Raw genomic sequence first — 4,851 nt, forward strand, 5'->3', positions numbered from 1 at the left:
GTCCGTGCGCAGGAATTTCAGCCGGGCGGGCGTTGCATAGAACATATCACGCAGCTCGATCACCGTACCGGCAGACAATGCGGCAGGTTTCACGGCCTCGGCATGTCCGCCAGCGACAGCGATCGTTGCAGCATCAGCGCCCTTTGCACGGGATGTCATCGTCAGGCGCCCGGTTGCGCCCAGCGATGGCAAGGCTTCGCCACGAAAGCCGAATGATCTGATGTTCAGCAGGTCCGAGCCGTCAATCTTTGATGTTGCATGGCGTGACATCGCCATCGGCAAGTCCGAAGGGGTCATGCCGCAGCCATTGTCGGTCACACGGATAAGTGTCTTGCCGCCATCGGCAATCACCGCCTCGATGCGCGTGCCGCCAGCGTCGATACTGTTTTCGACCAGTTCTTTGACCGCAGAGGCTGGCCTTTCCAGCACCTCGCCCGCCGCAATCCTGTTGATTGCGGCGTCGTCCAGCTGTCGAATCACCGGAGGCGGCTGTATCTGGGGGTCTGCAATGGCCATACCACAAGTCCTAGCATAGCCAGCCGCGATTCTGCGAGTGGAAAACAGGGTATGGAAAGTCTGGAGTTCGCTTTGGCCAAAGCAGTTTTCGCCTGAAAATCGTTTGTGGCTACTCCGTGCTTTCCAAACCCACCGGCTTTCCAACCACCACAAAATGCAAATCCTCCGGTCGCAGCAGTTCACCGGCGACCCTGTTCACGTCATCCAGTGTCACCGCCTCGACAAAGTCATTGCGGTCGACCACGTAATCCGGCGTCAGTCCGATCATCTGCATCCCGACCATGATCTTTGCAATCTCGGCATTGCCGTCGAAACGCAGGGGGTATTCGCCGGTCAGGTAGGTCTTGGCAGTGGTGAGTTCCTCTTCGGTCAGGCCGTTCTCTGCCAAACGCGCCCATTCGTTGCGAGTCACTTCGATTGCCTCTGCGATGGTTTCATTTGACGACGCAACCGTTCCCAATATCATCTCGGCGTGGGATTTGGGCACAAGATACGATCTGATCCCGTAGGTCAGCCCGCGTTCTTCACGCACTTCGGTCATCAAGCGGGATGAGAAGCCGCCCCCGCCAAGAACGTGATTGATGATGAAGGCAGCAAAGAAATCTTCGTCATCGCGTTCGATCCCGCTATGCCCGAAGTAGGCGACCGATTGCGGGGTGTCGAAATCGACAACGGTGATGCCGCCATCCAGTGCCGGCTCAACGTCTTCAGGGAGTGGGGGGCCCTCTTTTGGCAAGTCACCCAAAAGATCATCAAGCAAAGCGCCGACGGTTTCGGCGGTTGTGTCACCAACGACCGAAACAAACAGACGGTCGCGCACCAGCGCGTTGCGGTGCGCATCAATCATGTCCTGCCGCGTGAGCACTGTGACGCTTTCGATGGTGCCGTCAATGCTGGAACCGTAGGGGTGATCCCCGAATGCAGCCGCATTAAAGACCGAGCTTGCAATTGCGTTGGGGCTTTTTGCATCGCTGGCGATGCCGGAAAGAACCTGCGCCCGCACCCGGTCAAGCGCGTCTTGGTCAAATCGCGGTGCGAGAAGGGCTTGGCGCAGAAGGGCGATCACCTCTTCCTTGTTTTCGGTGAGAAAGCGGGCGGACACGGCGATGGAATCGTCAAACGCCCGAAAGCTCAGGCTTGCCGCGAGGTCTTCGAGGGTGGCCTGAAACTCTTGCGCTGACATGTCGCCAGATCCCTCTTCTAGCAAGGCGCTCATCAGGTTTGTCCCGCCGCGCTTGCCGGGCAGGTCCAAGGATGCGCCGCCTTCGAAGCGCAGTTCAAGTGCGACGAATGGAATGGAGGGTTCTTCGACGACCCAAGCGTTGATTCCGCCGGGCGAGGTGACTTGTCTGATGTCGGTTTCGGCCCGTGCAGTTGTGGCAATGATCGTCAGGCAAACGGCAATAATCATGCGCAGCATCAGCGTGCCTCCTCTTGGTTTGACACGACCCAGCCGGTCACGGCCTGATCCCGGTTGAACACTTTTTCGGCTACGGCTTTGATATCGTCTTCTGTCACGGCTTGCAGGATGTCCGGCCAAGCCTGCACATCCTCGATCGTCAGGCTTTGGGCCAGCGCCGCGCCATAGCGTTGCGCCAAACCCTGCACATTATCGAGCGCATAGATTTCGGAGGCGCGCAATTGGGTGCGGATGCTTTCCATGCGTTCGGGGTCAATCTCGCCTTCCATGAAGGCGCTGATTACCTCGTCCATCGCGGCTTCTGCCTCTGACAGGGTGACGCCCTCGGATGGAATGATCGCGAGAGAGAATGTCGCGTCATCAAGCCATGACCCACTATAAGATGCATTGGTGTAGATCGCCTTTTGCGTATCAAACTGAAGCGCCTGACCCAAGGCCGACGTAAATGGGGAACCGCCCAGCAGTTCGGCCAGATAGACCAGCGCCGCAGCTTCGGCTTGCGCACCGGGGTCGCGTTCCGGCGCGAGGTAGCTGCGGGTCAAGTAGGGCTGGCTTACGCGTTCATCGACATATGTGATCCGGCGCTCGGCGCGTTGCGGCGGTTCTTGGGCGCGTTCGCGGACAGGCAGTTGGTCTTCGGCGGGGATCATGCCGTAGTATTTCTCGGCAAGTGCCAGCACTTCGTCAGGTTTCACGTCACCTGCGACCACCAGAATTGCGTTATTGGGTGAATAGTAAAGGTCATAGAAATCCAGTGCATCTTGCAGGTCAAGCTGCTCCATCTCGTGCTTCCAGCCGATAATCGGCACACCGTAGCGATGGTTCTGAAACTGTGCTGCACGAAATTGTTCACGAGCCAGCGCGTTGGGGCTGTTTTCGGTCCTCTGGTTACGCTCTTCCAGTATGACCTGCCGCTCTGTTTCAACATCATCTGCGGTGATCCGCAGGTTGTTCATGCGGTTGCTTTCCATTTGCATCATCAGCTCTAGCCGGTCGGCAGCAACGCGTTGGAAATAGGCGGTGTAGTCATAGCTGGTGAAGGCGTTGTCGCTGCCGCCATTGGCTGCGACAATCTCGGAAAACTCCCCTGAATCGAGCACATCCGTGGCTTTGAAAAGCAGGTGTTCCAGGAAGTGCGCGACGCCTGAAGCCCCCACGGGTTCGTCGGCTGATCCGACCTTGTACCACAGCATATGCACGACAACCGGGGCGCGGTGGTCTTCGATGACGACAACCTCCATTCCGTTGTCGAGTTGGTAAGTCGTGACTTCTTCGGCATGTGCGGCAACTGCCGACATCATAATTGCCAGAGCGGCGAGAAAACGTGTCATGGGCACCCTTTGTTAATGTCTCTGGGGATACCTACGCCGCTTTGCGCGTGGTTCAAGGCATCATACGCTGATGTGAGCGGTGGTTATCGGGTTGCAGGTGAGCGGTCTGCCCGGTTCACACCGCCCTGCGTGGGTATGGGCAGAGTGAGCGTGTTGGGGATGACGAGCGGATCAGCCGGGGTTACGACAAAGTCGTTGGAGTTCGGTTCCACTGCACCAAATTCCGGCACGGGGCCGCGATTGCTGCTGCACGCCGCGACCATGAACAGCGCCAGTACAGAAAATGAAATCGCACGCATTGCAAAACCCTCATGGTGTGTCTCGACGGTCTATCCCAATCTTTGGACAAGGTCACGCCGATTTCTTTTTGTCATCCGCAAGGAACGCAAGCCCGATTGCGCCAAGGAAGATGCAGATATCAGCGACATTGAAGGCGTAGGGATTATTGATCCCGCAGCACGACATGTTCAGGAAATCGGCAACTGCACCGTAAAAGAAGCGATCAATCACATTGCCCATCGCGCCACCGATCAAGAGCCCGCCGGATATGTAGACCCATTTGGTCCCGCCCGCCTTGTTCAGCCACCAGATCACGGCGGCAGTGATGGCGAAGGCGACCGCGATCAGGACCCAGCGCATGTCAAATTCGGCGAAAAGCCCGAAGTTCACGCCGCGGTTCCATGCCATGCGCAACACAAGGAAGGGGGGGAAAACCTCGACAGATTGGGGGTAAGGCAGTTGACTGGAAGGGCCGGTGACTTGCGCCCATTTCAACCCGAAAACGTTGAAGAGCACATGGAACTTGATCACCTGATCGAGCAGGAAAATCCATAGCGCCGTCAAGAACATCAACCGCATCGCAGATCTCCTAGTGCCGGAAGTGGCGCATACCGGTAAAGACCATCGCGATCCCGGCTTCGTCGGCAGCCGCGATCACGTCGTCATCGCGCATGGAACCACCGGGCTGGATCACACAGGTCGCACCGGCGGCGGCTGCTTCCATCAGGCCATCGGCAAAAGGAAAGAACGCGTCCGATGCCACGGCAGACCCTTTGGTGAGCGGCTCGGGCAGGTCCATCGCCTCTGCCATACGCTCGGCCTTCTTGGCGGCAATCAGCGCGCTGTCGAGGCGTGACATCTGGCCAGCCCCGACGCCGACGGTTGCTTTGTCTTTCACATAGACGATGGCGTTGGATTTGACGTGTTTGGCGACTTTCCATGCAAACAGCAGATCGGCCATTTGCGCGTCAGTCGGGGCCGCTTTGGTGACAACTTTCAGGTCATCCATCCCGACAAAACCGGTGTCCTTGTCCTGTACCAACATGCCGCCGGCGACCTGACGATAGGTTGTGATCGGGGCTTTCACATCAGGCAAGCCATCGGTCGTCAGCAGGCGAAGGTTCTTTTTGGCGGCAAACACCGCTTTGGCTGCGTCAGAGGCACCGGGGGCAATCACCACTTCGGTGAAAATCTCGACGATGGCTTTGGCGGTGTCTTCATCCAGCGTCTGGTCCAGCGCGACGATGCCGCCGAATCCACTGCTACGGTCGCAGTCAAAGGCGTGTTGGTATGCCTCTAACAATC

General features: G+C 57.9%; 5 protein-coding genes and 1 pseudogene. All 6 read right to left on the reverse strand.

Features of this window, described 5'->3' with window-relative positions; all coding sequences use genetic code 11:
• On the reverse strand, nucleotides 1-516 hold a 516-nt coding region (gene mutL, locus R6T97_RS00080; protein ID WP_410347279.1), incomplete at its 3' end, for a DNA mismatch repair endonuclease MutL.
• A gap of 109 nt (nucleotides 517-625) precedes the next feature.
• Nucleotides 626-1,936: a M16 family metallopeptidase gene (locus tag R6T97_RS00085; RefSeq protein ID WP_410347280.1), complete on the reverse strand. Its 1,311-nt coding sequence runs from the start codon at nucleotides 1,934-1,936 to the stop codon at nucleotides 626-628.
• Nucleotides 1,936-3,267, reverse strand: a complete 1,332-nt coding sequence (locus tag R6T97_RS00090) for a M16 family metallopeptidase (RefSeq protein WP_410347281.1) — start codon at nucleotides 3,265-3,267, stop codon at nucleotides 1,936-1,938. Before R6T97_RS00090 ends, R6T97_RS00085 begins: the two co-directional genes overlap by 1 nt.
• Before the next feature lie 83 nt (nucleotides 3,268-3,350).
• Nucleotides 3,351-3,566 carry a DUF3035 domain-containing protein gene (locus R6T97_RS00095; protein WP_410347282.1) on the reverse strand — a complete coding sequence of 72 codons (216 nt, stop codon included), beginning with the start codon at nucleotides 3,564-3,566 and terminating at the stop codon, nucleotides 3,351-3,353.
• A gap of 52 nt (nucleotides 3,567-3,618) precedes the next feature.
• Nucleotides 3,619-4,125: a signal peptidase II gene (locus R6T97_RS00100; protein ID WP_410347283.1), complete on the reverse strand. Its 507-nt coding sequence runs from the start codon at nucleotides 4,123-4,125 to the stop codon at nucleotides 3,619-3,621.
• A gap of 10 nt (nucleotides 4,126-4,135) precedes the next feature.
• Nucleotides 4,136-4,851: pseudogene (purH, locus tag R6T97_RS00105) on the reverse strand (bifunctional phosphoribosylaminoimidazolecarboxamide formyltransferase/IMP cyclohydrolase); the annotation flags it as partial.

Origin of the sequence: Yoonia sp., assembly GCF_046498525.1 — a bacterium.
In the GTDB taxonomy this organism is placed as follows: domain Bacteria; phylum Pseudomonadota; class Alphaproteobacteria; order Rhodobacterales; family Rhodobacteraceae; genus Yoonia.

Excerpts from the sequence above, each read along its gene's own strand:
- R6T97_RS00085 (WP_410347280.1), bottom strand. The coding sequence starts at position 1,936 with ATGCTGCGCATGATTATTGCCGTTTGCCTGACGATCATTGCCACAACT.
- R6T97_RS00090 (WP_410347281.1), bottom strand. The coding sequence starts at position 3,267 with ATGACACGTTTTCTCGCCGCTCTGGCAATTATGATGTCGGCAGTTGCC.
- R6T97_RS00095 (WP_410347282.1), bottom strand. The coding sequence starts at position 3,566 with ATGCGTGCGATTTCATTTTCTGTACTGGCGCTGTTCATGGTCGCGGCG.
- R6T97_RS00100 (WP_410347283.1), bottom strand. The coding sequence starts at position 4,125 with ATGCGGTTGATGTTCTTGACGGCGCTATGGATTTTCCTGCTCGATCAG.